Annotated in this window: 28 protein-coding genes and 2 tRNA genes; 25 read left to right on the forward strand and 5 right to left on the reverse strand. The window is 46.4% G+C overall.

Translation table 11 applies throughout. From position 1 onward, the window contains the following. Positions 1–107 precede the first annotated feature (107 nt). Positions 108–503, forward strand: coding sequence for a MerC domain-containing protein (locus tag EK374_RS03405; RefSeq protein WP_053423880.1), 396 nt, complete (start codon positions 108–110; stop codon positions 501–503). Positions 504–517: 14 nt separating this feature from the next. On the opposite strand, the gene EK374_RS03410 is transcribed toward EK374_RS03405, so the two are convergent. The 3 genes from EK374_RS03410 to rsgA all read right to left on the reverse strand — a co-directional run bounded on the left by EK374_RS03410 (position 518) and on the right by rsgA (position 3245). After that, on the reverse strand, positions 518–1201 hold the full coding sequence (locus EK374_RS03410; protein WP_127020150.1) for a glycerophosphodiester phosphodiesterase: 684 nt from the start codon (positions 1199–1201) through the stop codon (positions 518–520). A gap of 119 nt (positions 1202–1320) precedes the next feature. Continuing rightward, positions 1321–2187 (reverse strand): archaetidylserine decarboxylase, encoded by an 867-nt coding sequence (gene asd, locus EK374_RS03415; protein WP_127020152.1) that lies wholly within the window; start codon positions 2185–2187, stop codon positions 1321–1323. 14 nt (positions 2188–2201) lie between these two features. Next, on the reverse strand, positions 2202–3245 hold the full coding sequence (gene rsgA / locus EK374_RS03420; protein ID WP_127020154.1) for a small ribosomal subunit biogenesis GTPase RsgA: 1044 nt from the start codon (positions 3243–3245) through the stop codon (positions 2202–2204). A 129-nt stretch (positions 3246–3374) separates the two neighbouring features. On the opposite strand from rsgA, the gene orn reads away from it, so the two are divergent. The 5 genes from orn to EK374_RS03445 all read left to right on the forward strand — a co-directional run bounded on the left by orn (position 3375) and on the right by EK374_RS03445 (position 5130). Next, positions 3375–3926 carry an oligoribonuclease gene (gene orn / locus EK374_RS03425; protein ID WP_127020156.1) on the forward strand — a complete coding sequence of 184 codons (552 nt, stop codon included), beginning with the start codon at positions 3375–3377 and terminating at the stop codon, positions 3924–3926. 128 nt (positions 3927–4054) lie between these two features. Further along, positions 4055–4130 (forward strand) — tRNA-Gly (locus tag EK374_RS03430). A gap of 51 nt (positions 4131–4181) precedes the next feature. After that, a tRNA-Gly gene (locus EK374_RS03435) sits at positions 4182–4257 on the forward strand. A gap of 123 nt (positions 4258–4380) precedes the next feature. Continuing rightward, a complete protein-coding gene (locus EK374_RS03440; RefSeq protein ID WP_127020158.1) occupies positions 4381–4875 on the forward strand; it encodes a DUF4442 domain-containing protein in 495 nt (164 codons plus the stop codon). A gap of 51 nt (positions 4876–4926) precedes the next feature. Then, positions 4927–5130 (forward strand): DUF1289 domain-containing protein, encoded by a 204-nt coding sequence (locus EK374_RS03445; protein ID WP_127020160.1) that lies wholly within the window; start codon positions 4927–4929, stop codon positions 5128–5130. Here the strand turns inward: EK374_RS03445 and queG are convergent. Continuing rightward, positions 5099–6265: a tRNA epoxyqueuosine(34) reductase QueG gene (queG, locus tag EK374_RS03450; RefSeq protein WP_407691849.1), complete on the reverse strand. Its 1167-nt coding sequence runs from the start codon at positions 6263–6265 to the stop codon at positions 5099–5101. The two genes, EK374_RS03445 and queG, sit on opposite strands and share 32 nt — an antisense overlap. A 187-nt stretch (positions 6266–6452) precedes the next feature. Between queG and tsaE the strand changes: the two genes are divergently transcribed. The 15 genes from tsaE to rlmB all read left to right on the forward strand — a co-directional run bounded on the left by tsaE (position 6453) and on the right by rlmB (position 23095). Beyond that, positions 6453–6938, forward strand: a complete 486-nt coding sequence (gene tsaE / locus EK374_RS03455; RefSeq protein ID WP_127020162.1) for a tRNA (adenosine(37)-N6)-threonylcarbamoyltransferase complex ATPase subunit type 1 TsaE — start codon at positions 6453–6455, stop codon at positions 6936–6938. Continuing rightward, entirely contained in the window at positions 6935–8389 is a 1455-nt protein-coding gene (locus tag EK374_RS03460; protein WP_127020164.1) for an N-acetylmuramoyl-L-alanine amidase, read from the forward strand. Before tsaE ends, EK374_RS03460 begins: the two co-directional genes overlap by 4 nt. Then, complete coding sequence (gene mutL, locus EK374_RS03465; protein WP_127020166.1) at positions 8389–10134, forward strand: DNA mismatch repair endonuclease MutL; 1746 nt, start codon at positions 8389–8391, stop codon at positions 10132–10134. Before EK374_RS03460 ends, mutL begins: the two co-directional genes overlap by 1 nt. After that, positions 10124–11044 carry a tRNA (adenosine(37)-N6)-dimethylallyltransferase MiaA gene (gene miaA / locus EK374_RS03470; RefSeq protein WP_127020168.1) on the forward strand — a complete coding sequence of 307 codons (921 nt, stop codon included), beginning with the start codon at positions 10124–10126 and terminating at the stop codon, positions 11042–11044. Before mutL ends, miaA begins: the two co-directional genes overlap by 11 nt. A gap of 96 nt (positions 11045–11140) precedes the next feature. Further along, the gene (gene hfq, locus EK374_RS03475; RefSeq protein WP_053423891.1) at positions 11141–11398 is read left to right on the forward strand and encodes an RNA chaperone Hfq; all 258 of its coding nucleotides are present in this window, start codon (positions 11141–11143) and stop codon (positions 11396–11398) included. 16 nt (positions 11399–11414) lie between these two features. Next, entirely contained in the window at positions 11415–12701 is a 1287-nt protein-coding gene (hflX, locus tag EK374_RS03480; RefSeq protein ID WP_206099276.1) for a ribosome rescue GTPase HflX, read from the forward strand. A gap of 71 nt (positions 12702–12772) precedes the next feature. After that, complete coding sequence (gene hflK, locus EK374_RS03485) at positions 12773–13933, forward strand: FtsH protease activity modulator HflK (RefSeq protein WP_127020170.1); 1161 nt, start codon at positions 12773–12775, stop codon at positions 13931–13933. A 3-nt stretch (positions 13934–13936) separates the two neighbouring features. Further along, on the forward strand, positions 13937–14821 hold the full coding sequence (gene hflC / locus EK374_RS03490) for a protease modulator HflC (protein ID WP_127020172.1): 885 nt from the start codon (positions 13937–13939) through the stop codon (positions 14819–14821). A gap of 105 nt (positions 14822–14926) precedes the next feature. Next, positions 14927–16090 (forward strand): aminotransferase class V-fold PLP-dependent enzyme, encoded by a 1164-nt coding sequence (locus EK374_RS03495; protein ID WP_127020174.1) that lies wholly within the window; start codon positions 14927–14929, stop codon positions 16088–16090. After that, on the forward strand, positions 16091–16279 hold the full coding sequence (locus tag EK374_RS03500; protein WP_127020176.1) for a DUF2065 domain-containing protein: 189 nt from the start codon (positions 16091–16093) through the stop codon (positions 16277–16279). A gap of 133 nt (positions 16280–16412) precedes the next feature. Then, entirely contained in the window at positions 16413–17711 is a 1299-nt protein-coding gene (locus EK374_RS03505; protein WP_127020178.1) for an adenylosuccinate synthase, read from the forward strand. A gap of 83 nt (positions 17712–17794) precedes the next feature. After that, complete coding sequence (locus EK374_RS03510; RefSeq protein ID WP_164731812.1) at positions 17795–19102, forward strand: S41 family peptidase; 1308 nt, start codon at positions 17795–17797, stop codon at positions 19100–19102. Between the two features lie 57 nt (positions 19103–19159). Further along, the gene (locus EK374_RS03515; RefSeq protein WP_233280326.1) at positions 19160–19792 is read left to right on the forward strand and encodes a tetratricopeptide repeat protein; all 633 of its coding nucleotides are present in this window, start codon (positions 19160–19162) and stop codon (positions 19790–19792) included. A 57-nt stretch (positions 19793–19849) separates the two neighbouring features. Next, complete coding sequence (gene rnr, locus EK374_RS03520; protein ID WP_127020182.1) at positions 19850–22267, forward strand: ribonuclease R; 2418 nt, start codon at positions 19850–19852, stop codon at positions 22265–22267. Between the two features lie 93 nt (positions 22268–22360). Further along, positions 22361–23095: a 23S rRNA (guanosine(2251)-2'-O)-methyltransferase RlmB gene (gene rlmB / locus EK374_RS03525; RefSeq protein ID WP_127020184.1), complete on the forward strand. Its 735-nt coding sequence runs from the start codon at positions 22361–22363 to the stop codon at positions 23093–23095. Between the two features lie 43 nt (positions 23096–23138). Here the strand turns inward: rlmB and EK374_RS03530 are convergent, their stop codons facing one another. After that, positions 23139–24503 carry a class II fumarate hydratase gene (locus EK374_RS03530; RefSeq protein ID WP_127020186.1) on the reverse strand — a complete coding sequence of 455 codons (1365 nt, stop codon included), beginning with the start codon at positions 24501–24503 and terminating at the stop codon, positions 23139–23141. 232 nt (positions 24504–24735) lie between these two features. On the opposite strand from EK374_RS03530, the gene rpsF reads away from it, so the two are divergent. The 4 genes from rpsF to rplI are packed head-to-tail and all read left to right on the forward strand — an operon-like array spanning position 24736 to position 26156. Next, positions 24736–25113: a 30S ribosomal protein S6 gene (gene rpsF, locus EK374_RS03535; protein WP_046520104.1), complete on the forward strand. Its 378-nt coding sequence runs from the start codon at positions 24736–24738 to the stop codon at positions 25111–25113. 7 nt (positions 25114–25120) lie between these two features. After that, a complete protein-coding gene (gene priB, locus EK374_RS03540; protein WP_127020188.1) occupies positions 25121–25426 on the forward strand; it encodes a primosomal replication protein N in 306 nt (101 codons plus the stop codon). A gap of 10 nt (positions 25427–25436) precedes the next feature. After that, entirely contained in the window at positions 25437–25664 is a 228-nt protein-coding gene (rpsR, locus tag EK374_RS03545; protein WP_008899548.1) for a 30S ribosomal protein S18, read from the forward strand. 39 nt (positions 25665–25703) lie between these two features. Continuing rightward, positions 25704–26156 (forward strand): 50S ribosomal protein L9, encoded by a 453-nt coding sequence (rplI, locus tag EK374_RS03550; RefSeq protein WP_127020190.1) that lies wholly within the window; start codon positions 25704–25706, stop codon positions 26154–26156. Positions 26157–26321: the final 165 nt, after the last annotated feature.

A 26321-nucleotide genomic window follows, 5' to 3' on the forward strand; every position in this document is an offset into this window, starting at 1 on the left:
GCGTCATAGTGCTTTTCGTTGTTGGCAGCAAAAGAATGGGCAGGGCGGTTTGTTTTTATTTTGATTTGTTATATTATATCACTCTTTCAAAACCGGAGTGTCAAGTCGTGCTGAGTCAGGTTCGGAATACATTGGATAAAGTAGGTATAGCCATCACATCTTTGTGTGCTATTCATTGCATTATGCTGCCTGTGTTATTACCTGTATTGCCACTTCTGGGTTTAAGTGCCTGGCATAACCATGCTTTCGAGCGGATCATTTTGTTGATCACTATGGTGTTGGGTTTTATTACCTTGTTCGCCGGTTTTCACCGCTACCATAAAAAGATTTACCCTTTTTACTCGCTGTTTTTAGGTGGTTTTATCTATTGGCAAAAAGACATTTTTGGCCATGACTATGAGCACTATATCCTGATTGTTGGCGCATCTTTTGTCGTGCTGGCGCATATCTTAAATATTCGCCTCTGCAACAAATGTCATAGTTGCGATAGCCACAAGCACTAAGCTTTTTTGACCTGCTACCAGCTTCTGGCTTCCTGCGGATAATTACAAAAAATTCCATCTACACCCAACTGCTGCATCTTTTTTGCTGTGGCAGCGTCGTTGACTGTATAGACCCACACTTTTAAACCGCGTTGATGCGCATCCTTTACCATCTGTTGATTGATAAATCCTTTGTCGCAGTTCACTGACCAGGCGCCTAGTTCTGACGCAAAAGCGGCGTAATCCAGTGGCAATGAGGCTGTTAAAGCCCCTGTTTTTAAATCTGGTCTGTGGTTTTTTATATGCTGCAAAAGGTGATGATTAAAAGAAGAGATCAACAGTTTGTCCGGATCTGTGCCTAGTTCTGTTTCAGCTTTTTTAAGTAGTTTTAATAAAGGCTCTGCTGTGTCAGCACCTTTGAGTTCGATATTCAGCAGGCTTTGGTTGTTTACCAGTTGCAGCACTTGCCATAAAGTGGGGACTTTCTGGCCAGAACCTGCATCCAGTTGCTGTAATTGCTTGAGTGTAAAATCCTGCAACAACCCTGTGCCGTTTGTGGTGCGGCTGACATTCTCGTCATGGATCACCACCAGCTGGTTTTCGACACAAAACACATCAATTTCAATACCATTGGCTTTGGCTAGTAACGCTTGTTCAATCGCCAGCAAGGTATTTTCCGGATAAGAGCCACTGGCACCACGGTGGGCAATAATCTGCATTTGTGTTCTCCAGAAAGGTCGCAACAAGAGCCCGGCCTTCGCCGCTATCACCCCGACAGTAGCGACGTAACGTACATCCTGTACATAAAAAAGCAGAGACTGAGCTCTGCTTGATTTGTTTAAGCCTTAGATACTATCTCGGCAAAAGGCTCGCCCATGCGGGTGACTGCTGTTGGGTATTGCTTGTCAGTAAATTCAATCTGACCAGCCTGGAACGCCAGGATCACTGTAGATCCCAATTTAAAGCGGCCCATTTCAGCACCTTTTTCTAAGGTAACAGCTTGAGGCCCTGTGACAGGGTAGGTCCAACGGAATACATCTTTGCCTGTAGGCGGTGTCACAGTACCAGCCCAGACGGTTTCTATACTGGCCACTATAGTTGCGCCTACTAACACCAAAGCCATAGGGCCCAGTTCAGTATCAAAAATGGTCACAACACGCTCGTTACGGGCGAATAAATCCGGTACGTTTTCGGCTGTTAATGGGTTCACTGAAAACAGATCACCTGGCACATAAATCATTTCACGTAAGGTGCCTGCAATAGGCATATGAATACGGTGATAATCTTTGGGTGCTAAATAAATAGTTGCGAACTTACCGCCGGCATAAGGAGCAGCTGTAGCCGCATCTCCGCCTAATAAAGCCTGCAGTGAATAGTTGTGGTTCTTCGCCTGGATCAGCTTACCATCGACAATATCACCTAACTGGCTGATCGCGCCGTCTACTGGCTGGCAGACCACATCAGCATCAGCATTGATAGGGCGTAAGCCATCTTTTAACGGGCGGGTAAAAAACTCGTTAAAGCTGGCATAGTCCGAAGCTTTTTCAAATTGAGCTTCGGCCATATTAATTTTATAGGCCTTAATAAACAGATTAATCAGCGCATGGCTGATAAAACCTAAACGAGCCGCTGCCAGATAGCCGACAAGACGGGATAATAAATGCTTTGGCATTGCGTATTGCAATGCGATTTTGACTTGATCCATAGTGGATTTAAACCTCAGGGTTGAAAATAATTCGGTTTATCCTGCGCCATACTGAGCAGGATTTTATGGTAGTTGGCAAAACGTTCCGGGTGGATTTCTCCAATGCTGACCGCATGTTGTAAAGCGCAGCCCGGGTCGTTTAAATGTTTACAGTCTCGGAATTTGCAACGGCCAAGCCAGTCTTTAAACTCAGGATAACCTAAAGCTATTTGCTCTGGTTCCAGATGCCATAAGGCGAATTCGCGGATACCTGGTGAGTCAATTAAATCGCCGCCATCCGGTAAGTGATACAAACGTGCTGTGGTGGTGGTGTGTTGGCCTAAACCTGAGTTTTCTGAGACTTCACGGGTTTCGGCGGAAATATCCGGCAACAGGTTATTCACTAATGAAGATTTGCCGACACCAGACTGGCCGACAAAAATACTTACGCCTTGCTTCAGGTAAGAATCCAGCTGAGCTGTACCTTCACCTGTTTTTGCGCTTAACAATAAAAATTCGTAACCAATCTTCTGATAAATAGCCAGTTGCTGATCGACTTCCGCGCGCTGTTCTTCGGTTAATAAATCAATTTTATTCAGCAATAACAGAGGCTTGATATGCATGGCTTCAGCCGCTATTAAATAACGGTCGACTATATTCAGCGAAAACGCAGGTAAAACCGCTGAGACAATAATCATTAAATCTATATTGGCCGCTACAGGTTTTAAACCATCATAAAAGTCGGGACGCAGTAACACGGACTCACGTTCAGCTACAGCTTCAACTACGCCTTCTGGTCCACCGCCAGGCACTTTGGTGCGACGAAACACGACTTTGTCACCTGTGACCAGTGAGTTGATAGTGCGACGGATATTGCAGCGAAAAATCTGGCCTGCGCTATCTTCAATATCGGCATGTTGACCAAAACGACTGATCACTAAGCCATGTTCGGCTTCAGCCAGTAAGTCAGAATCCAGCTCTTTTTTGTTGGTTTTATTCTGAGCCCGGGCTAAACGACGATCCTGATTGGCGGCTATACGTTGATGCTGGCGTTGATTGAGGTGCTTTTTTTTGGTCACTGTGGCCTTGTGCCTTTACTGTCGCCTGACTGCGGCGGTTTTTACTTTGCTTAAGGCATAGTATGATACCGCTATTCGGGCAAGTTACAAAGCAGCAAAACTGGCTGCAAATAATCAAAGGTAAGAAGCATGGCGAGCAACGACAATAATCTGGTGTGGATCGATCTGGAAATGACAGGTCTGGATCCGGAAAAAGAAGTGATTTTAGAAATGGCCACCATAGTAACCGACAGCCAGTTAAATATTCTTGCTGAAGGCCCGGTGTTTGCCATTAAAACACCAAAAGAAGTTTTAGATGCTATGGATGCATGGTGTACTGAAACTCATGGTAAAAGTGGTTTAACCAAACGTTGCCTGGAAAGTGAAGTTGAGTTAGCCGACGCTATGGCTCAGACCATCCGCTTCCTGTCTGACTACGTGCCTGCAGGTAAATCACCTATGTGTGGCAACAGCATTGGTCAGGACCGACGCTTTTTAGTCAAATATGCGCCTGAATTCGAAGCCTTTTTCCACTACCGTAATCTGGATGTCAGCACTGTAAAAGAGTTGGCCAGAAGATGGTACCCGGAAGTGACTAAGCTGGTTAAAAAGTCATCAAGTCATTTAGCTCTGGATGATATTCGGGAATCTATTGCTGAATTAGCAGTTTATAAAAAACATTTTTTCAAAATTCCTGAATAAAATCTCTTGCAAAGGTCAGAGAATTTTGTAAAATGCGCGCCGCTTCGAACGAAAATTCAATTGAAGCGGCGTTTTTAGTAATCTTCTTTATAACCAAGATAAAGAACCATGTTTACTAAGAGCAGGATGCGGGCATAGCTCAGTTGGTAGAGCGCGACCTTGCCAAGGTCGAGGTCACGAGTTCGAGCCTCGTTGCCCGCTCCAAATTCAAATTGGACCACCAATACCAATTTGAAAAAATAAGTACACACCCATGCGGGCATAGCTCAGTTGGTAGAGCGCGACCTTGCCAAGGTCGAGGTCACGAGTTCGAGCCTCGTTGCCCGCTCCAAATTTTACTCCCTTTTCTATTTTCATCTTAAATCCAAAACTTACTCTTTTGCCTTGAACCCAACTTGCTGCCTGATTTTATTACTGCTATCTTTGCCAAAATAAGTCATGAGGTAAGACCAGTATGAAAGCCATCAATAAACTTGGCCGTTATGTTGCCAAAATCAATAACTACTCGCCTTGGCTCCGTTCGCCTTTATTGAGCTTGTTATTTGGTAAAGCTGTGAAATTTGCAGGCACAGCTTCGGTCAAAGTCGATGTATTAAATTTTCAGCAGGCAAAGTTAAGCTTGGCCAATAAAACCAAGGTGCAAAACCATATAGGGTCTGTGCATGCGGCTGCAATGGCCTTGCTGGGTGAATCGGCCAGTGGTTTTTTAGTGGGTTTGCATGTGGCAGACGACCGTATTCCGCTGCTAAAGTCGATGCAGCTGAATTATGTCAAAAGAGCCACTGGTAAATTGGTCGCTACGACGTCGCTGACGGATGAGCAAATTCAGTTTATTCGTGATACCGAAAAAGGCGATATCACGATTTTGGTAAAGATCACCGACGAACTGAATGTTGAACCTGTGATCGCAGAGTTTGTCTGGGCCTGGGTGCCGAAGCAGAGAAAATAAAGCTTGGATGGTTTGTTACAGGCTATGATTAACCCAGTACCGGAGACTTCTATGCCTGCATCCCCTTGTAACAGAATTTGTTGTTTAAACCACTGCGATGTTTGTTTAGGTTGTGGTCGTACTTTGCAGGAGATTAAAGACTGGCATACGGCTGATAAAAAACAAAAGCTGGAGATTTTACAGCAGGCTCAGCAGCGACTTATAGCTCAACCACAATTTGATATCAGGCATCCCGAGGCAACCCCTTCTGAATAACCCTGACTAATCTGTCGGTCTGGCGACTTAATAAATTCTGCTGCAGCAGGCCTTTTTTCTGCTGCTGTCCTAAAGCCCACTGAATATGTTCCTGTACTAACGGCTCACTTAACGGCAGTTGCTGTTGCAAGGCTTCAATAATGGCCACATCAAAAGGCGCATTGCCCAAGGCTACGGCAATATTGCGTTGCCAGCGTTGATAGCCTATACGGCGAATCGCTGAACCTTCAGTGTATTTTAAAAATTCAGCTTCGCTCCATTGCCATAAATCCAGCAGGGATTTATGCAGCCACTGTGGTCTGCGCTGAAAATCTTGTTCTTTTGTGGTGTCGGCGGCTCTGTTCACAGGGCAAACCAGCTGACAATCATCACAACCATAAATACGGTTACCAAGCAAAGGCCGGAATTCTTCAGGAATAGCACCTTGTAGCTCAATAGTCAGATAAGAAATACAGCGTCTGGCATCCACTGTGTAAGGTGCAACTATGGCCTGAGTAGGACAGATAGTGATACATGCAACACAGGTACCACAATCGCCGGTATGAACAGGATCAACAGGCAAAGGAATATCAACCAGCAATTCGCCGAGAAAAAACCAGGAACCCGCTTCCTGATTTAATACCAGACTGTGTTTTCCTTGCCAGCCTAAACCTGCTTTAACCGCAAGCGGCCGTTCCAGAATAGGTGCTGAATCAACAAAAGGCCGGAAACCTAAAACACCTAACTCTTTTTCTATCCGTTCACCTAACTGTTTTAAGCGGTTGCGAATGAGCTTATGGTAATCCCGCCCCAGCGCATAACGACTGATATAAGCCATCGAAGGATCGGCCAGATTAGCTGCAAACTGCGCATGCTCCGGCAAGTAATCCATCCGCGCGCTGATCACCCGGATTGTGCCTGGGTGTAATTCGGCAGCGCGCGCTCTTTTCATGCCATGAGCGGCCATATACTCCATTTCGCCATGGAAACCTGCATCCAGCCATTGCTGCAATTTAGCTTCTTCCGATGTTAAATCTGTATCGGTAATGCCTATCTGCTGGAAGCCAAGTTGTTGGCCCCAGACTTTAATTTGCTCTGCAAGATACTGCCAACTAATAGGGCCGCTTGCGCTATTGACGGTGTCACTGATCATCATAAAATCCACTGTTTCTCGCCGCACACTTTAACATAAAAGCCGATCTGATTTTTGCTTGGTCCGTTGCGTATACTATTGCAGAAGAAACTGGCTGCTCCGCGCTGTTTTTGTTAGCATAGCGGCCAATTCACGAACAATACGTGCGCTTAAAAACAGATATGACTGAGAAGACTCAGCTTAGGTACAGATGACAGCTCAAAGCTACATTTTTCATTTAGTGGACGAAACCGCTACTTTGGTCTTGGCCGCCTTATTTGCACCGCATTTACGCAGTGGTGCTGTGCTGTATTTACAGGGCGATTTAGGTGCAGGTAAAACGACCTTCAGTCGTGGCCTGCTTCAGGCTATGGGGCATCAGGGTAATGTAAAAAGCCCGACTTACACTTTGGTTGAGCCATACAGTATCGGCGAGCAGCAAGTATTTCATTTTGATTTGTACCGGCTGCGCGACCCTGAAGAACTTGAGTTTATGGGTATTCGGGACTATTTCTCCAAAGGCAACTTATGTCTGATTGAATGGCCTGAACGTGGTTATGGTTTGTTGGCGGATGCTGATCTGGATCTGCAGTTACAGATCGATCAAAACCAGCGTCAGTTGCGCGTCACGGCGAACCAACCAGAAGCAGTGTCGTGGATGGACGCTATAGTGCACGCCTGGGAGCAGGCTCAATGAGTCTGACACTTCGGGTTGTGGCTCTGATGCTGTTACTTGTTTCCAGCCAAAGCTGGGCTGTGAACAGTGTCAAAGGTGTGCGTATTTGGCATGCGCCTGATAACACCCGACTGGTGCTGGATTTAGCGAATGCGCCTTCACATAAAGTAAAACGCTTAAGTAATCCAAGCCGACTTGAAATCGAACTTGCCGGTGTAACCAGTTTAAATATTGGCGCTGTTAGCGGGGACTCGCCCTTAGTGAAAAGGGTGTATGCCAGCCGTACCCCCAGTGCAGCTACAGCTGTAGTGATAGAATTGTCTTTTCCGGTTAATGACAGTATTTTTTCTTTGCCGCCGTCACCACCTTATGGTCATAGGCTGGTGGTGGATTTAAAAGCGCAAGGCCGAGCCTCGTCTGCCGGTCAGGGCGCACCAGTGACTTCCGTCACACCATCCTCGTCAGTTTCGGCGGCCTCTCAGCCGGTAAGGTCTGAACCTCTGAGTACAGTCAATACAAGAGCAGTTGGCCGTGACATTATTATCGCCATTGATGCCGGTCATGGTGGCCAGGACCCTGGTGCAGTGGGGCCTAAAGGTACTTATGAAAAAAATATTACTCTGTCTATATCACGCCAACTAGCGGACATGATCAATAAGCAGCCAGGTTTAAAAGCTGTGCTGACCCGCACTGGTGATTACTATATTCATCCGAATAAAAGACCTGAAATTGCAAGGCAGAAACAAGCTGACTTACTTATTTCTGTGCATGCAGACGCAGTACAAAACCGCAAAGCTCATGGCGCTTCAGTCTGGGTGTTATCGATGCGTCGTGCTACCACTGAAGTGGGCCGGATGCTGGAACAAACAGAGCAACATTCGGAGCTATTAGGTGGTGTAGGCGAGATCATCAAAGATTCGGCCAACGAACGATATCTGGCGCAAACTGTGTTGGATTTGTCGATGAACCACTCGATGGTGACAGGTTTTGAAGTAGCCAAAGAAGTGTTACGTGAAGTGGCACCTATAGCGCATTTGCATAAAAAAGAACCACAAGCTGCCAGCTTAGCTGTGTTAAAAGCGCCCGATATTCCGTCTATTTTGTTTGAAACAGGTTTTATCTCCAACTACAACGAAGAACGTTTACTGAAAGATTCAGGCCATCAGCACAAACTGGCGTTGGCCATGTTCAGAGCTATAAAACGCTATTTTGAAAAATCACCTCCAGCTGATTCGCTTTTTGCCGCCCATAAAAATAATGGTCGCTCAGTGCCTACTGTGATGCCTACCTCACAAAACCGATCCACTGCTGTGGCAAGTACCAGCAGCAGTACCCGCACTCATAAAGTGAAACGTGGTGAGTCTTTATCCAGAGTGGCGAAACACTATGGTGTCAGCATGGCTGAACTTCGCAGACACAATAATCTGAAAAGCGACAACATTCTGATTGGCCAGGTGCTTAGGATCCCCTGATGCCTATTCAAATTTTACCTCCTCAACTGGCAAACCAGATTGCTGCAGGCGAAGTGGTAGAACGTCCTGCCTCTGTCGTCAAAGAGCTGGTTGAAAACAGCCTGGATGCCGGTGCCGATCAAATTCTGATTGAGATTGAGCGTGGTGGCAGTAAAAAAATCCTTATTCGTGACAATGGTTCTGGTATAGCTGAAGCTGAATTAGGCCTGGCTTTAAGTCGGCATGCCACCAGTAAAATCAGTTCCCTGGATGATTTAGAACAAATTGTAAGCCTTGGTTTTAGGGGCGAAGCTTTAGCTTCTATCAGTTCGGTCTCGCGTCTGACTTTAACCTCAAAACCTGCAGCTCAGGATAAAGCCTGGCAAGCCTATGCCGAAGGTCGGGATATGCAGGTGCAAATTAAACCTGCAGCTCATCCGGATGGCAGCAGCATTGAAGTGCTGGACCTGTTTTTTAATACCCCGGCGCGACGTAAGTTTTTGCGCAGTGATAAAACCGAATTTGCTCATATAGACGAGTTGGTGAAACGCCTGGCATTAAGCCGTTTTGACGTCAGCTGGACTTTAATTCATAACGGCCAGACAGTACGACAACTGAAAAAAGCCGATAGTCGTGAAGCTCAGCAAAAACGCGTAGCCGCTTTGTGTGGCAAAAATTTTCTGCAGCAGGCCGCTTTTGTCGAAGTAGCGTACGATGATTTAAAGCTTTGGGGCTGGGTGTTGCAACCCTCAGCCTGTAAAGAGCAACTGCAGTGTCAGTACAGCTATGTCAACGGCCGTATGATGAAAGATAAATTACTGAATCATGCGATACGTCAGGCTTATGGCTCTATGCTCAGTGCTGAACAGCAACCCGCTTTTGTACTCTATCTGGACATTAATCCACGTCAGGTTGATGTCAACGTGCATCCGGCCAAACACGAAGTACGGTTTCATCAGGCCCGTTTAGTACATGATTTTGTCGCGTCGGCATTAACTAATGCACTATTGCAGTTAGAACCGCAGCAACAGAGTATTGAGGTTGTGGCACCACCAGAACCTCCAGTCTTTTCTATGCCGGCAGCCCCAGCGTTAAAACCTGCGTCAGGCCATACTCAGCATTCAGCCTCTGCTCCAGCTTATGCTGCCAGACCTTCGGCTTATGCTGGCCAGCCTTATCGGCCTGCTGTGGCACAACCTGCAGCACAAAGCTGGCCGGTTTTTGCTGCAAAAACTCAGCGAGTGGAGCAATCAGTTTCTGTTGCCCAACATGATGCTTTAATCAGCCAGAATCGTTATTTGCTAAGCTCTGGCTCAGATCAAGTCTGGATAGTCGATCTTGCAGCCAGCGCCGCCAGATTATGGCTTGAACAAGGTGCAGAGCCTTTACCTTTATTAATGCCGGTTCGGTTAACGTTGCAACAGACAGAACAAGAGTATTTGCTCAGCAAAGCGGATTTATTAAGCCACCTCGGCTTTGACTTTTTAGTCAGTAATCAAACTTTGATTGTCAGAGCAGTGCCGGCCTGGCTTCGACAAAGTGCGGTTGCTCAGTGGCTGCCGCTTTGGTGGCAAGGCTGGTTACAGCAGCAGGACACACAACTGCTAAGCTTATTGCTGCAGCAGTTATTAGGCTCTGCTGTGCTGCAGGCATCTGCTTTAGTGAAACATTTTCCATTGTTAAGTAAACAGGGGCCACATTGGCACGCCGTGCCGCTGGATTTAACAGCTTCTATTCAGTTATTACAGGACTCAGATGGATCCTAAAGTTATTTTTTTAATGGGGCCTACAGCCAGCGGTAAAACGTCCTTGGCTATTGATCTGTATAAAAGCATCCCCGCAGAGCTGATTAGCGTTGATAGCGCCTTAATCTATAAAGGCATGGATATCGGTACCGCCAAGCCAACAGCGGCAGAGCTTCTGGATGCACCTCATCACTTAATTGATATTCTTGATCCTGCTTCAGCGTATTCAGCCGCGGATTTTCGCACTGATGCGTTACGACTTATTGCTGATATCCACAGCAGGGGGAAAACCGCTATTCTGGTAGGCGGCACTATGTTGTATTTCCGCACGCTGTTGCAGGGGATATCACCTTTACCTGAAGCAGATCCAGAAATACGACAGCAGATCGAAGCTGAAGCGGCAGAACATGGTTGGGGTTATTTACACCAGCAATTGGCAAACTTTGACCCGGTATCGGCGGCTCGTATTCACCCTAATGATCCACAGCGGGTTAACAGGGCGATAGAAGTGTACCGGTTAACCGGTAAAAGTTTAACTGAACTGACAGAACACAAAGGCGAGCCTTTTCCATACCCGCTGCAACAATTTGCTATCAATCCAACAGATCGGTCTGAACTTCACCAGCGTATAGCTGTCAGATTCCGGCAAATGTTAGATTGTGGTTTTGCCGATGAAGTAAAAAATCTGATGCAACGAGCAGATCTGCATTTGGATTTACCTTCGATGCGTTGTGTGGGCTACCGTCAGATGTGGCTACACCTGCAAGGACAGCTGTCTGAGCAGGAAATGATTGATCAGGGTATTGCCGCCACTCGTCAACTGGCGAAACGGCAACTGACCTGGTTACGCAGTTGGCCTGAATTAAATTGGTTAAAAACTGAAGACAAACAGGCCGAAAACTTGCAAGCCATTTTAACTTCGCTAAGCTAGTAAAAGATAATTGAAAAAAAGTTGTTATTTAACGACTTGAAAATAATATAATAATCCATATATAGAGAAACATAATTAGAAATAAGGAAAGCGAAAATGGCAAAGGGCCAATCGTTACAAGACCCGTTTTTAAATACTTTAAGACGCGAGCGTATCCCAGTGTCTATTTATCTGGTGAACGGTATTAAATTGCAGGGACAAATCGAGTCATTTGATCAATTTGTGATCCTTCTGAAAAACACAGTCAGCCAAATGGTGTATAAACATGCCATTTCTACTGTAGTCCCAGCTCGTGCTGTCAATACTATGGCTAGCCATGGTACTGGTACAGGCGAAATGGACGAGATGGAATAACCGGGAATTCTTAAGCTTGTTTGACAGCGAAATGGTGGCCGAGCAAGCGATCCTTGTGCATATCTATCTTTCACAAGACAGTGCCAGTGAAGATTTGCAGGAACTGGAGATGCTTGTGTCGTCGGCTGGAGTTGAATCACGTGCTGTGATGACTGCCAACCGTAGTACTATCGATGCTAAGTTTTTTCTTGGCAGTGGCAAAGCGGCAGAACTAGCGCAAGCTGTCGCTGAGCTTCAGGTCGATCTGATTATTTTTAATCACGCTTTAACCCCGGCTCAAACCCGTAACCTGGAACTGCTTTGTCAGTGCCGGGTTATTGATCGTACCACTCTGATCCTGGATATTTTTGCCCAGCGTGCCCGCAGCTACGAAGGTAAGTTGCAGGTAGAGTTGGCACAGCTGAAGCACTTGTCGTCACGTTTAGTTCGTGGCTGGGACAATGCTGAGCGGCAAAAAGGCGGCATTGGTATGAGAGGACCGGGCGAAACCCGCCTCGAAACCGACAGACGTTTGCTGCGCGATAAAATTACGGCTTTGTTGTTGAAGCTGGATAAAGTCAGTAAGCAGCGTGAGCAAGGCCGTAAAGCCAGGAAACGTGCTGAAATTCCAGTGGTGTCCTTAGTGGGCTACACCAATGCTGGTAAATCTACCTTATTTAATCGCCTGACCAGTGCGGATGTGTATGCAGCCGACCAGCTGTTTGCGACTTTAGACCCTACGCTGCGACAAGTGAAATTACCCGAGTTTGGTTCCATTATTTTTGCCGATACCGTTGGTTTTATCAGGCATTTACCTCATGACTTAGTCGCAGCCTTTAAGTCAACTTTGCAGGAAAGCCGCGATGCCGACTTACAGTTGCATGTGATCGATGTGGCAGACCAACGGATGGCGGATAATATCAAACAGGTGCAACTGGTATTGCATGAAATTGACGCTGATCAGGTGCCCCAGTTACTGGTGTTTAATAAAATTGACCAGACTGAGCAAGAAGCCCGTATAGAATACAATGAACAGGCTGAACCCATTGCAGTGTATATTTCTGCGAGGCAAGGTGTAGGTATAGACTTATTGCTACAGGTGATCCGTGAACGATTGGCGGATGACTTTACACAGCTGGATTTAAAACTGCCTGCTGGCGCTGCTATGTGGCGGGCTCGTTTACATGAACTCTCAGCGGTTCAGACAGAATCTTTTACTGATTTGGGAGAAACTCAGGTCAGAATCGCCTTATCAAAAGCTGAATGGGCACGTTTACTGAAACAAAGTGACGGTCTGTTACAAAACTATATAGTCAGCGCTTAGTTTTTTATCGTCAGTACTCAGCTTTTTTTGGTACATTAGTTTTAATATCACAACTAGAGATGGAGTGAAGCATGGCTTGGAACGAGCCGGGCAATAATGGCAAAGACAACGACCCTTGGAAACAAGGCGGTCGTGATCAGGGCCCGCCCGATTTAGATGAAGTCTTCCGCAACTTAAGCAAAAAGTTCGGTGGTATCTTTGGTGGCAATAAAAACACCGGCAGCAACAGCAATAACAGTGGTGGCTCAGCCGCATTGGTATTGATACTTTTGGTTGCAGTGCTGGTCTGGGCTTTTAGTGGTTTTTACACCATTAAAGAATCAGAACGGGGTTTGATCTTACGTTTTGGCCAGTATCACTCCGAAGTGATGCCAGGCATTCACTGGAAGCCGACTTTCATTGATACAGTTACTCCGGTTGATGTCACCAGCGTACGCTCATTACGTACTGACGGTTTTATGCTGACTCAGGATCAAAACCTGGTTCGTGTGACCTTTGAGATCCAGTACCGTGTGTTTGACGCGCGTGCATACAAATTCTCTGTGGTCGATGCCGACAGCAGCTTGCGTGAAGCCACTGACGCAGCCTTACGTTATGTAGTAGGTCATTCCATTATGGATGACGTACTGACCAAAGGCCGTGAAGTGATCCGTCAAAACACCAGAACTGAGTTAGAGCAAATTATCTCTCCTTATGCCATGGGCTTAGAGTTAGTGGACGTCAACTTCCGTGATGCCCGTCCGCCAGAAGAAGTGAAAGAAGCTTTTGATGATGCAATTGCAGCGCAGGAAGATGAACAACGTTACATCCGTGAAGCTGAAGCTTATGCCCGCGAGATTGAGCCGCGTGCCCGTGGCCAGGTCAATCGTATGATGCAGGAAGCTGAGGCTTATAAACAGCAAACGCTATTAAAAGCTCAGGGTGAAGTGGCTCGTTTTGAGAAACTATTACCTGAATATTTAGCTGCGCCACAAGTGACTCGTGACCGTATGTACTTAGAGACTATGGAACAGGTGTATGGCAACAGCTCTAAAGTACTGGTTGATGTGAAAAACGGTAACAACATTATGTATTTACCTTTGGACAAAATGATTAATAACAGTGGTGATAACAAAGCCCCTGCGATGAATCCTTTGGCCCCAAATGGCAGAACTAATGTTATAGACGGAAGAACACCAGATGTTCGCCCTGAAGTAAGCCGTACAGACAGCACCAGAACAGGCAGAGGTTAAGTGATGAAAAATTTAGTATTAGCCTTAATTGCTATCCTGGGTATTGTTGCAGTGTCTTGCGTTTTTGTTGTACCGGAAGGCGAACGCGGCATTGTGATCCGTTTTGGTAAAATCCAGCGTGATGATGCTGAACAGGTGCGGGTGTTTGAACCTGGCCTGCATTTCAAAATGCCACTAATTGAAAATGTCCGTAAGCTGGATGCCCGCATTCAGACCTTAGCTGACCCCTCATCTGATCGTTTTGTGACGGCTGAGAAAAAAGACTTATTGGTCGACAGCTATGTGAAATGGCGCATTGCCGACTTTGGTAAGTATTTTTTATCCACAGGCGGTAATTTATCTCAGGCCGAAGTGCTGTTAAAACAGTATATCAACAACGGTTTACGTACCGAGTTTGGTAGCCGTACCATTCAGGAAATTGTATCAGGCGAGCGTACTCAACTGATGCAACGTGCGATGGAACAGGCGGCCGCTGGTTCAAAAGAGTTAGGTATTGATATCCTTGACGTTCGTGTAAAGAAAATCAATTTACCTGATGAAATCAGTAACTCAATTTTCCAGCGTATGCGTGCTGAACGTACTGCTGTGGCGAAAGAACACCGCAGCCGTGGTATGGAACAATCAGAAATTATCAAAGCAGACGTCGATGCCCGGGTCACTATTATGGTGGCCGATGCTGAGCGTAACTCTCGTACTGTGCGTGGTGAAGGTGATGCTGCTGCCGCTAAAGTTTACGCCGATGTTTACAGCAAAAACGGTGAATTCTATAGTTTCGTTCGTAGTTTAGAGGCCTACAAAAACAGCTTCCAGAACAAAAACGACGTGATGGTAGTTCAGCCTGACAACGACTTCTTTAAATATATGAAGTCAGACAAAGTGCAAAACTAAGCTGACAACAGTGCTGTTTTGTTCAATAAGAAAAGGCCCTCAAGGGCCTTTTCTGTTCCTATAGCTTTCGGTTAATCTGCCTGTGTCTTTCGTAAGGATCTTCCTATGTATCAGCAGTTTTATCAGCACTTCTTAAAAGCCAACCCAGGTAAACAACATTTTGCCTGTCATTCCCACCACTATTGGCCTGATGTAACCCGTGACGCTACATTGGCCTACTGGGACGATACCGCTTGCCTGGTGGATGATAAATGGGATTTGGTATTCGGTGAAAAAGTGCCTGCAGTACAACACCATATAGCCCGTATTTTAAAGTTACCTGAAGCCGGGCAAATTGTATTTGCACCTAATACCCACGAATTTGTTATGCGTTTATTAAGCTGCTTTGACTGGTCCAAACCTTTAACCGTCGTCACCACGGACAGCGAATTCCATAGCTTTCATCGTCAGATCAACCGTCTTTGTGAGTTAACCACAGTCAATGTGATTCGGGTGCCAACTGAACCTTTTGCCAGCTTTCCACAGCGATTAGAAGCTGCAGTTGCAGCTCAGCCTGTTGATCTGGTGTTTTTCAGTCAGGTGTTTTTTAACTCTGGTGTGGGTATTAAAGACTTAACTGCATTGGTACAGGCGCTTGATAAAGTCACGGATGCCATGATCGTGGTCGATGGTTATCATGGTTTTATGGCGGTGCCGACTGATTTATCTGCGATAGCACAGCGCATCTTTTATCTGGCGGGCAGCTATAAATATGCACAGGGTGGGGAAGGTTGTTGTTTTCTGGCTGTACCACAAGGCAGCGAGCACAGGCCGATTTACACAGGTTGGTTTGCCGAATTTAGTGAACTGGCTAATGCCAAACAAGGCCAGGTGCAATACGCCAACAACGGCTATCGTTTTGCCGGTGCCACTATGGATTGTTCTGCTTTGTATAGAGTCTTGGCTGTGTTTGAGTTGTATCAACAGCAAGGACTTAGCGTCGAGAAAGTGCAGGCCTATATCCAAAGCCTACAGCACGCCTTTCTCGCTCTATTAGATGAAATACGGCACCCGCTATTAAATCGTACTCATCTGTTGGACAATCAAAACCAGCAACAAGGTCAGTTTTTAACTTTTCGTTTTGCCGCAGAAGACGTGGCGCGTATTGCCGCTGCGCTAAAACAGCAGGGCATCATGACGGATTATCGGGGTGACCGGCTACGCTTTGGTTTTGCTTTGTACCACAATGCTGCAGATTACGACCTGAGTTGCCTGAAGGATATTCGCTAAATGGCTGATTACTGGTGGGCGGTTTTAGGGCTGGTTCTGATCATTGAAGGCCTCGGCCCTATGTTATTTCCAAATAAGTGGCGCTCTTATCTGCAAAGAATCGCAGAACAGCCCACAGCCCAAATGCAGCAGGTGGGGCGAATATTGGTCTTAGCCGGTGTTTTACTGCTATTTTTCTTTGCCTCTTAGCCATTTTTGTCCCTCTTAGTTATTGAAAAAGAACCAGAAAGAAAATATCTGGTTTTTTTTTCTTAATCGCGCTGAACTTTGGTTGTTAATTTGGTAGAATCCCCGCCTAATTTTTCTCCATGATGTAGGAACCATGGCCAAAAACGTTGTCGTACTCGGAACCCAATGGGGTGACGAAGGAAAAGGTAAAATCGTTGACTTATTAACTGACAAAGCCAGCTATGTGGTGCGCTATCAAGGCGGCCATAACGCGGGTCATACTTTAGTTATCGACGGTGAAAAAACGGTATTGCATTTGATCCCGTCAGGCATTCTGCGTGCAAACGTAAAATGTGTGATAGGTAACGGTGTGGTGTTATCCCCTGAAGCTTTATTAAAAGAGATGGCGATGCTGGAACAAAAAGGTGTTCCGGTAAAAGAGCGTCTGTTGTTGAGCGAGGCTTGTCCGTTAATCCTGCCTTTCCATGTGGCTTTGGATAAAGCGCGTGAAGTAGCCCGTGGCGATAAGCCAATTGGTACTACAGGTCGTGGCATTGGTCCAGCCTATGAAGACAAAGTAGCGCGTCGTGGTCTGCGTGTAGGTGATTTGTTTAATCCTGAATTATTTGCTGAAAAGTTGAAGGTTCTGATGGATTTACACAACTTCACTTTAACTCAGTACTACAAAGTGGATGCCATTGATTTCCAAAGCACCTTAGACAGCGCTTTAGCTATAGCTGAAGTGTTAAAGCCTATGGTGGTAGACGTGACCGATTTACTGGATAAAGCCCGTAAAGCCGGTAAAGAAATCATGTTTGAAGGTGCCCAGGGCACTTTATTAGACATTGACCACGGTACTTACCCGTACGTGACTTCGTCGAACACAACAGCTGGCGGCGTAGCTACCGGTGCTGGTTTTGGCCCACGTTACTTAGACTATGTGCTAGGTATTGTTAAAGCTTACACCACTCGTGTTGGTTCAGGCCCGTTTCCAACAGAACTGGACTGTGAAGTCGGTGAACACTTAGGTGTCAAAGGCCATGAGTTTGGCGCAACCACTGGCCGTAAACGCCGTTGTGGCTGGTTTGATGCTGTTGCAGTGAAACGTGCTGTGCAGTTAAACAGTATCTCTGGATTCTGCTTAACTAAGCTCGACGTTCTCGATGGCTTAGATGTGGTCAAAATTTGTGTCGGTTATAAAGCCGCTGACGGTTCTATCACTGACGTGCCGCCGATGGCAGCGGAAGGTTATGAAATCGTTACTCCGGTATTTGAAGAAATGCCGGGCTGGACCCAAAGTACTTTTGGTGTACAGAAGCTGGAAGACCTGCCAGTAGAAGCTCGCAACTACATCACTCGTCTGGAACAGATCACCGGCGTACCTATTGATATTATTTCAACAGGCCCAGATCGTATTCAGACCATCACGCTGCGTCATCCATTTGCCGTTTAATTACGGGAAATAGAAAAAAACGCTGCCTAGTGCAGCGTTTTTTTGTTTATGCTTATTGATACATGGTTTACAGGCATATACAGATGAAATTAGCGTATTTGGTTTTATTGTTTGTATTGGGTGGTTGTTCTGATTCAGGCTCAGATGAGCCGCCTGTGATAGGTGGTGAAACAGGACAGTGCTCGATAGAAAGGGAAAATCAATTACTGTTTGAATATTTACAAGATAAGTACTATTGGAATACTGCGTTACCCGCAAATCTTAATTATAAAAACTACACTAGCTCATCAGATCTACTTGCCGCTGTTACCCCACCTCAAGATCGTTTCAGTTACATTGTGACTAAGCAGGAATACGACGACAGATTTGTTAATGCGACCTACTATGGCTTTGGTTTTTCCACTTATATCAGCAGAGACAAGCAAAGTCTTCTGGTGAAATATGTATACAATGATAGCCCTTCATCAAAAGGGGCAATGAAAAGAGGCGATAGAATTGTTGCAGTGGAAAATAAAAGCATTGCAGAGTGGTTAACCGAAATAGAAGCAGGTACAGCCACATATGAAGATATGTATGGGCCAGATCAGGATGGTATAGGGCGCACTTTTCAATGGCAACAGCAAGATGGCAGTTTACGCTCGCAGTATCTGGTAAAAACCAGCGTAAAAACAAATTCAGTTTTACATCGCCAGGTCTTCGACAGCCCTAAGGGGAAAACTGGCTATTTGGTTTTAAATGCATTTATTAATCAGACTGAGCAGGAATTAATTACGGCTTTTAATGATTTTTCCTCACAATCTGTGCAGGAATTGGTGCTAGATCTGAGATATAACAGTGGTGGTTTGATCCGGTTGGCCAATCAGCTTAGCTCGCAATTAGCCTGGAATCTGGTCAAAGATAAAACTTTTCTGAAATACAAATATAACGCTAAACATGCATCGGATAACAAAAGCGTGGATTTTAGCCTTGGGGCTGCATCTGGAGGGCTGGATTTGGAAAGGATCGTGGTGCTTACATCTTCCGCGACCTGCTCAGCCAGTGAATTGGTGATTAACTCTCTCAGCCCTTTTGTTGATGTTGTCGTCATAGGAGCCAAAACCTGCGGCAAGCCTTTTGGTATGGCTCCAGTGCAGATCTGTGACAAAATCGTGTCTGTAGTTAATTTTCAAACCTTCAATGCATTAGATCAGGGCGACTATTCTGCAGGTTTGCCAGTAGAGTGCGCTGTGACGGACAGTGTTGATGCAGATTGGGGGGAGAAACGTGACTCTTTACTTAAAACTGCTCTGGGTTATATCGACTCAGGAAATTGCCTAGCCAATGAACTCTATCCAGCCGACATTACCCGGGCTTCGTTATGGTTAAAAGGTAAAATAGGTTCTGAGCAATAACATACTGGCCTTTAAGTTGCAGTGTAACGACAAATTTCTGGCTGCTAAGGTGATAAGATGTATTCATTGATGTGCAAAGTTAAATTTCTGGTATTAAGCTACTTTTTGCTGCTCTGTTGTTTGGGTGTTCAAGCCCGGGAAGTGACAGTGGTTCAGCTATATACTCAGGATGAACTGCTGGAATTAATTAAACAAAACATTCATTTACAGCGAGTGCAAAAAGACGAATGCCAACTGGTCAGTGATATCCAGGCCAGAGCCGATGTAATGAAAGTGCCGGCTTATCAGTTTTTGTATGGCGATATGCTGGCCTTTGGTGTTTGTGTGAAAAAAGATGTCGAACGCGGCTGGGATTTAATGCTGCAGGCCGCGTCTCAAGGCTTACCTGAAGCGCTGGAGCAAGTCGGACGTTATTATCATATTGGCCGTTTTGTTCAGCAAGACAACAGCAAAGCTGTGATATATCTGCGTGAAGCTGCAGGTTTAGGCAATTTAAAAGCGCAGATGCGTTTTGCCCAAATGCTGATTAAAGGCGATGCCAGTCCTTTAGATATGGAAGATTGTTACCGTTGGCTACATCACTCTGTGATCGCCGACACCAAAACGCACCAAGAGGTGCAACAGCTGTTAGCTCAGCTGGCAACGAAAATGCCGGGTGCTGTGCTAACGAGGGCCAAAAGGCCATTGTAGTGAAAAATTCACCTGCGACTGCTACACTGCAGGCTGAATTAGTGAAAAAGAGAAAACATGACGGTCAAAGATCCGCATCTTGCGCGTGAGCAAGAAAAATATGAAAACCCCATCCCAAGCCGGGAATTTATCCTCGAACACTTAAAGCAGCGGCAACAACCTGCCTACTTTGAAGAGTTGGCCGCTGAATTAAAGCTGACAGACGATGAAGCGCTGTTTGCGCTAAAAAAACGTCTGCGCGCCATGGAACGTGACGGCCAGTTGCTGTTTAACAAAAGCAAACGTTATGGTCTGGTCGACGACCTGGATTTAGTCAAAGGTACAGTCTTAGGGCACCGTGATGGTTTTGGCTTCTTAAAGCTGGAACAAGGTGGCCCAGACTGGTTTATTCCTAACTTTGAAATGAAACGTCTGCTACATGGCGACGTGGTTCTGGCATCGAAAAGCGATTTTGCCAGCCGTGACAAAATAGAAGCCCGTATAGTCCGCATTTTAGAAGCTCGCAGTGAACCTATAGTTGGCCGCTACTTTAAAGATTTCGCTTTAGGAGTAGTGGTGCCAGACGATCCACGTCTGAGTCAGGACATTGTAATACCACCAGGTGAAGAAGGCGCAGCCCGTCATGGTCAGGTGGTGTTGGTGGAGATCAGTCAACGTCCAAGCAAAAGAGTTAACGCCGTAGGTAAAGTGATTGAAGTGCTGGGCGAACATATGGCGCCTGGTATGGAAATCGAAATCGCTATTCGTAACCACCAGATACCCCACGAGTTTTCTAAAGCTGTTGAACAGCAAGTGGCAGGTTATGGCACTGAAGTACCGGAAGAAGCCAAAGCTGGCCGTGTTGATCTGACAGAGCTGGGTTTGATTACTATAGATGGTGAAGATGCCCGTGACTTTGATGATGCGGTGTACTGTGAGCGCAAAGCCGATGGCGGCTGGCATTTATGGGTCGCGATTGCGGATGTCAGCGCTTATGTACTGCCTGATACACCCTTAGATAAAGAAGCGCTGGACCGTGGTAACTCGGTGTATTTCCCAGACCATGTGGTTCCTATGCTGCCTGAAGTGTTATCAAACGGTTTATGTTCGCTGAACCCGCATACAGACCGGCTGTGTTTTGTTGCTGAAATGCATATCAGCAAACAAGGCAAACTGGACGGTTACCAGTTTTATGAAGCTGTGATGCACTCCAGTGCCCGTCTGACGTATAACAAGGTTCATGCCATTTTAGAAGGCGATCCGAAGTTACGTCAGCAGTACGAAGCCAACTTAACCAATATCGACAACCTGTATTCGCTGTATAAACAAATGGCGAAAGTACGGGCCGAGCGTGGAGCTATTGAATTTGAGACGGTGGAAACCCGTTTTATCTTTAACAGCCATCGTAAAATTGAGCAGATAGTGCCGATTCATCGTAACGAAGCACATAAGATCATCGAAGAATGTATGATTTTAGCCAACGTCTCTGCGGCTAAGCTGATTGAAAAACATGAGGCTTTTGCTCTGTTCCGTGTGCATGAGCGCCCGGATGGCGATCGTTTTGCCAACTTCAGACGGTTCCTGGCCGAATTAGGTATTGAAGCCAATCTGCCAGTGGAACCCACACCACTGGACCTGATGCAGACCTTACAAAAACTGCAGGATAGACCGGATAAAGAACTGATTGAAACCACTATGCTGCGCTCGATGAAGCAAGCTGTGTATCAAGGCGATAATCTGGGGCATTTTGGTCTGGCGTTAGAAGCTTATGCGCACTTTACTTCGCCTATTCGTCGTTATCCGGATCTGGTGTTGCACCGCGCTATTAAAGCTATTTTGCAAACTCAGGGCCAGAAAGTGACAGGGCCTAAAGGTTACACTGAAAAACAAATTCATCCTTTGGGTGAACAATGTTCGATGACGGAACGCCGTGCTGACGATGCAACCCGTGAAGTAGCGGACTGGCTGAAATGTGAGTACATGCAGGACCATATAGGCGACAGCTTTAAAGGTGTGGTTTCTACCGTCACTAACTTCGGTTTGTTTGTCCGGATCACCGATCTGTTTATCGAAGGTTTAGTGCATGTCACTTCGCTTCAGAACGACTATTACCACTTTGATACCGAGCGTCAGGTGCTGCGCGGTGAGCACAGCAATGTGCAATACCGTATGGGCGATCTGATTGAAGTGAAAGTGCTGGCGGTGAACCTGGAAGCTCGCAAAATTGACTTGGGCATAGTGGGTATGGAAAAACGCACGACGTCCAATCGTAAAATCAGCGCCAGTAAAAAAGCAGCGATGACACCAGCGGAAGAAAAAGCCTCAATGCGTAAAAAAGGTGCACGTAAAGCTGGTGTTGAGCAAACAGCTCCGGGTAAAGCGGGTAAGAAACCAGTGGGTAAAAAGCCTGCAGCGAAAAAAACAGCGTCCCGCAAACCCACTACAAAAAGCCCGGCAGGCCCAAGGCCTGGTAAAGCACCACGTAAGCGTAAGTAGCAAAAGCAATAGGCTGGTGTTTTTGCTACACTAGCCAACAATTCAGCCAGAGCCCGGTATTGCCGGGCTCGGTCATTTTCAATTGAGGTTGCGATGAGCGCAGATTTTGTATTTGGTATTCATGCGGTAAGCGCGTTATTTGAACGAGCGCCGGAAGATGTTCTTGAACTTTTTATCTTAAAAGACAAAGACGATCAGCGTTTACAGCCTTTGCTGAAATTCGCCCGTGATTTTGGTGTGTCAGTGCAGTACTGCAACCGCAAAGCTTTGGATGAAAAGGTTAATGGTGCGCAGCATCAGGGCGTGGTGGCCAGAGCCCGCGCTCAGCAAACAGGCAACGAGCAGGATTTAGCCCGTATTGTCTCTGAGCAATCCAGTCCTTTTATTCTGATTTTAGATGGCATTACCGACCCACATAACTTAGGTGCTATTTTACGTAGTGCTGATGCGGCTGGAGTGCATGCAGTGGTCGCTCCTAAAGACCGTTCAGTCAAAGTGACTCCTGTGGTGCGTAAAGTGGCTTGTGGTGCTGCTGAAGTAGTGCCTTTTATTACGGTGACTAACTTAGCCCGCACTATTCGTGAATTAAAAGACGCTGGTATTTGGGTGGTAGGTGCTGCTGGTGAAACCGACACCACTATTTATCAAACGAAACTGAGTGGCCCTCTGGCCATAGCTATGGGCGCTGAAGGAGATGGTTTACGCCGTCTGACCCGAGAGCATTGTGATTCGCTGATGAAAATCCCAATGTTTGGTTCAGTCTCGAGCTTAAACGTATCGGTCGCGACCGGTATCTGTTTATTTGAAGCCGTGCGTCAGCGTCAGTAAAAAACTGAAAGGGCAGAGTTTTTGCTCTGCCCTTTGCCTGCTGTTAACCCTGGCTTAAAAGGGCTGGGTCTAACAACTTCTCTAACTCTGCTCTGCTGTAACTGGTTTGTTCTACTGCCACATCTATCACAGGCCGTTTTTCTTTGTACGCCTGCTTGGCAATATCTGCTGCTTTTAGATAGCCAATCAATGGATTGAGTGCGGTCACCAGAATAGGATTACGCGACAATGCCTCGTTTATCTTGTCTGTTTGCACCGTAAAACCCGCTATGGCCTTTTCGCCTAAGGCCGCACTTGCAGAACTTAACAGCTCCAGGCTTTGTAAGATGTTATGGGCTATGACGGGCAACATCACATTCAGCTCAAAGTTACCCGACTGGCCAGCCACAGTAATAGTGGCATCGTTGCCAATCACCTGAGCCGCCACCATGGCCACAGCTTCAGGGATCACCGGATTCACTTTACCCGGCATAATGGAAGAGCCTGGTTGCAAAGCTGGCAGGGCAATTTCGCCTAAACCTGCCAGCGGGCCTGAATTCATCCAGCGTAAGTCATTGGCTATTTTCATTAAAGCCACAGCCAGCACTTTGGTTGCGCCAGATAAGGCCACTACAGAGTCCTGCGAGCCCAAGCTGAAAAAGAAGTTGGAACTGGGTTTAAATTTTAAACCTGCTTGGCTACTGAGTTTCTGACAAAACAAGGTGGCAAATTCCGGATGGGCGTTCACTCCTGTTCCTACTGCTGTTCCGCCCTGAGCCAGGACTACGACCTGTTGCTGGGCAAATTCCAGTTGCTGCCGGGCATGGGCAATTTGCGCCTGCCAGCCGGATAACACCTGAGCAAAAGTCACTGGCATCGCATCCATTAAATGAGTGCGGCCTGTTTTGACGATATGACCAACCTCTTGAGCTTTAGTGGCTATTGCTGCTTCTAGCCTGACCAGCGTCTCCATCAACTGATGATTGGCTACAGCTGCACTTAAATGAATGGCGGTTGGGATCACATCATTGCTGCTTTGGCCGAGATTAATATGATCGTTGGGGCTGATATGAAGGCCTGAACTTTTACTGGCTAAAGTGGCCAGTACTTCATTGACGTTCATATTGGTGCTGGTGCCAGAGCCGGTCTGAAACAGGTCGATAGGGTAGTTAGCCATATTCAGTTCGAGCAGTTGCTGCTCTGCTGCAGCATGAATAGCCGCAGCTACCTCTGGTTCCAGCAACTTCAGCTCCAGATTAGCAGCAGCAGCGGCCTGCTTAACCTTAAGCACAGCTTTAATAAAAGCCGCCGGCATAGTCAAAGCGCTGATTTGAAAGTTATCCAAGGCACGTTGTGTTTGCGCCTGATACAAAGCCTCTGCTGGTAATTGTACCTCACCCATGCTGTCGCGTTCTGTTCTGAAACTCATAGTCACCGCCTTGGCCGTTTTTTGTTCAATAGCTTTTGTTATGGGGCCCTTTCAGAAAAAAAGCAATATCCCGGCTCAATTGCTGCGATAGCCCAATAAAAATCTGCGTTTCTGCTTGTTTTAACAGCAAGAAACACCTAGAATACCGCCCCTTCGACCATCCAGAACGTTCCTTGCCTCTATGCGAGTCTGGTCGAGCTCACCCGAGGCTAACTAACCGTAAGGAGCTACAATGCGTCATTACGAAATCGTGTTTATGGTTCACCCAGATCAAAGTGAACAAGTTCCAGGAATGATCGAGCGTTACACTGGCGCGATCAAAGAAGCTGGTGGTTCAATTCACCGCTTAGAAGACTGGGGCCGTCGTCAATTAGCTTATCCAATCGAAAAGCTGCACAAAGCTCACTATGTTCTGATGAACGTAGAAGCGCCACAGGCAGTAATTGACGAGCTGGAAACTAACTTCCGCTTCAACGACGCTGTATTGCGTAACCTGATCATGCGCACTAACACTGCTGTGACTGAGCCATCACCAATGGCTAAGGTACGTGAAGAACGTCGTGACCGTGCTCCTCGTGATTCAGATGAGCTGGTAGCAAACGACGAGTAATTTGCAGATGGACAATAGCCTGGTCGTGACTGGCACTATCTGCCGTCAGGTCGACCACAGCGAAAGTCCGGCCGGTATTCCTCACAGTTATTTAGTGATTGAGCACCAATCGGTGCAGCAGGAAGCCGGTTTTAACCGTCAGGCTTATGTCAGACTACAAGTGGTCTGTGCCGGAGCCGGGTTAGCGCAACAAACTCACAATTTGAAACTGGGAAACAAAGTTCGGGTGTCAGGTTTTTTAAACCGCCATCAGAGCCGCAGCGGTCAGTCTAAACTGGTGCTGCATGCCCAACAGATTGAAATATTAAGTTAGGAGAAATTTCATGGCTCGTTATTTCCGTCGCCGTAAATTCTGCCGTTTCTCTGCAGAAGGCGTGATTGAGATCGATTACAAAGATACAGCTACGTTAAAAAATTATGTCACTGAAAGTGGCAAAATTGTCCCAAGCCGTATCACTGGTACCAGCGCTAAGTATCAACGTCAATTAGCTCGCGCTATCAAACGCGCCCGCTACCTGGCCTTGTTACCATACAGCGATTCACACAGCTAAGCAGCGACTGGTTAAACCGTATACAGAGAGGGTATTGCAATGGAAATTATTCTGTTGGACAAAGTCGCTAACCTTGGTGGTTTAGGCGACAACGTAACTGTTAAATCTGGTTATGCTCGTAACTTCTTATTCCCACAAGGAAAAGCAGTTCCAGCGACCAAAGCTAACATCGAAAAATTTGAACTGCGTCGTGCTGAGTTAGAAGCCAAACTGGCTGAAACTTTAGCAACTTCTCAAGCTCGCGCTGAGAAGATCGCTGCACTGGCTGAAGTAACAGTTGCTTCTAAAGCTGGTGACGAAGGCAAGTTGTTCGGTTCAGTGGGTACACGTGATATCGCTGATGCTATCACTGCTGCAGGTGTTGCAGTAACGAAAGCAGAAGTGAAGTTACCTAACGGTACTATCCGTGAAACTGGCGAATTCGACATCGCACTGCAGTTACACGCAGAAGTAACAGCTACTATCAAAGTAGTAGTGGTTGCTGAGGCTTAATAAGCCTTTTGGGCACACAGTTTTGTGTGCCCAATCCCTTCCTGCTTCATCCTGATTTTCCGTTAAAAATATTCTGCTTTACTGATTTTTCCACAGCTTCATCCATGCTTTAATGGTAGGCTATCGCTCCCATGCAGAGCTGTTATACCCAGGGTATTAGCCTGT

The organism is Rheinheimera mangrovi (genome assembly GCF_003990335.1).
GTDB lineage: Bacteria > Pseudomonadota > Gammaproteobacteria > Enterobacterales > Alteromonadaceae > Pararheinheimera > Pararheinheimera mangrovi.

Bases quoted from the DNA above. Each gene is read 5' to 3' on its own strand.
- EK374_RS03510 (WP_164731812.1), top strand. From the start codon at position 17,795: ATGAAATTAGCGTATTTGGTTTTATTGTTTGTATTGGGTGGTTGTTCT.
- priB (WP_127020188.1), top strand. From the start codon at position 25,121: ATGGACAATAGCCTGGTCGTGACTGGCACTATCTGCCGTCAGGTCGAC.
- EK374_RS03445 (WP_127020160.1), top strand. From the start codon at position 4,927: ATGCCTGCATCCCCTTGTAACAGAATTTGTTGTTTAAACCACTGCGAT.
- asd (WP_127020152.1), bottom strand. From the start codon at position 2,187: ATGGATCAAGTCAAAATCGCATTGCAATACGCAATGCCAAAGCATTTA.
- EK374_RS03530 (WP_127020186.1), bottom strand. From the start codon at position 24,503: ATGAGTTTCAGAACAGAACGCGACAGCATGGGTGAGGTACAATTACCA.
- miaA (WP_127020168.1), top strand. From the start codon at position 10,124: ATGGATCCTAAAGTTATTTTTTTAATGGGGCCTACAGCCAGCGGTAAA.
- mutL (WP_127020166.1), top strand. From the start codon at position 8,389: ATGCCTATTCAAATTTTACCTCCTCAACTGGCAAACCAGATTGCTGCA.
- hfq (WP_053423891.1), top strand. From the start codon at position 11,141: ATGGCAAAGGGCCAATCGTTACAAGACCCGTTTTTAAATACTTTAAGA.
- rplI (WP_127020190.1), top strand. From the start codon at position 25,704: ATGGAAATTATTCTGTTGGACAAAGTCGCTAACCTTGGTGGTTTAGGC.
- orn (WP_127020156.1), top strand. From the start codon at position 3,375: ATGGCGAGCAACGACAATAATCTGGTGTGGATCGATCTGGAAATGACA.
- EK374_RS03505 (WP_127020178.1), top strand. From the start codon at position 16,413: ATGGCCAAAAACGTTGTCGTACTCGGAACCCAATGGGGTGACGAAGGA.
- hflC (WP_127020172.1), top strand. From the start codon at position 13,937: ATGAAAAATTTAGTATTAGCCTTAATTGCTATCCTGGGTATTGTTGCA.
- EK374_RS03460 (WP_127020164.1), top strand. From the start codon at position 6,935: ATGAGTCTGACACTTCGGGTTGTGGCTCTGATGCTGTTACTTGTTTCC.
- rlmB (WP_127020184.1), top strand. From the start codon at position 22,361: ATGAGCGCAGATTTTGTATTTGGTATTCATGCGGTAAGCGCGTTATTT.
- rnr (WP_127020182.1), top strand. From the start codon at position 19,850: ATGACGGTCAAAGATCCGCATCTTGCGCGTGAGCAAGAAAAATATGAA.
- EK374_RS03410 (WP_127020150.1), bottom strand. From the start codon at position 1,201: ATGCAGATTATTGCCCACCGTGGTGCCAGTGGCTCTTATCCGGAAAAT.
- rpsR (WP_008899548.1), top strand. From the start codon at position 25,437: ATGGCTCGTTATTTCCGTCGCCGTAAATTCTGCCGTTTCTCTGCAGAA.
- hflK (WP_127020170.1), top strand. From the start codon at position 12,773: ATGGCTTGGAACGAGCCGGGCAATAATGGCAAAGACAACGACCCTTGG.
- EK374_RS03515 (WP_233280326.1), top strand. From the start codon at position 19,160: ATGTATTCATTGATGTGCAAAGTTAAATTTCTGGTATTAAGCTACTTT.
- rpsF (WP_046520104.1), top strand. From the start codon at position 24,736: ATGCGTCATTACGAAATCGTGTTTATGGTTCACCCAGATCAAAGTGAA.
- EK374_RS03500 (WP_127020176.1), top strand. From the start codon at position 16,091: ATGGCTGATTACTGGTGGGCGGTTTTAGGGCTGGTTCTGATCATTGAA.
- EK374_RS03440 (WP_127020158.1), top strand. From the start codon at position 4,381: ATGAAAGCCATCAATAAACTTGGCCGTTATGTTGCCAAAATCAATAAC.
- EK374_RS03495 (WP_127020174.1), top strand. From the start codon at position 14,927: ATGTATCAGCAGTTTTATCAGCACTTCTTAAAAGCCAACCCAGGTAAA.
- tsaE (WP_127020162.1), top strand. From the start codon at position 6,453: ATGACAGCTCAAAGCTACATTTTTCATTTAGTGGACGAAACCGCTACT.
- queG (WP_407691849.1), bottom strand. From the start codon at position 6,265: ATGATGATCAGTGACACCGTCAATAGCGCAAGCGGCCCTATTAGTTGG.